The 280-nt window shown below is 54.6% G+C and carries 1 pseudogene; it reads left to right on the top strand.

The features are described from left to right. Nucleotides 1-280 (top strand): annotated as a pseudogene (locus HBA93_RS20810) (ABC transporter permease); the annotation flags it as partial.

Below are 280 nucleotides of genomic sequence, written 5' to 3'. Positions count from 1 at the left end.
ATGATCCGCCGGCTCAACAGTGCGCAGCCAGGGTTTCGCACATTGATGACGAAGACAGTGTCTGCGCTTGAAAAGACACCGGCACCTGATCTTGAGGTCATCGATAAACGCTGGAGCCAGCCGCAATATTGGCGCGCTGTTGCCGGAGCATTGTCACCGTGGACTGATCGTAACTTGCTTGCGGCCGTTGATATGGAACGCGATGCCTCGGGTAATCTCGCGAGCAAGGATACAGGAACTTCTGCAAACCGTGCCATTATGCTCCGCACTTTCTGGATTG

Origin of the sequence: Ochrobactrum sp. SFR4 (assembly GCF_019730395.1) — a bacterium.
Taxonomy (GTDB): domain Bacteria; phylum Pseudomonadota; class Alphaproteobacteria; order Rhizobiales; family Rhizobiaceae; genus Pseudochrobactrum.
This window is presented reverse-complemented; position numbering and strand designations above follow the sequence as displayed.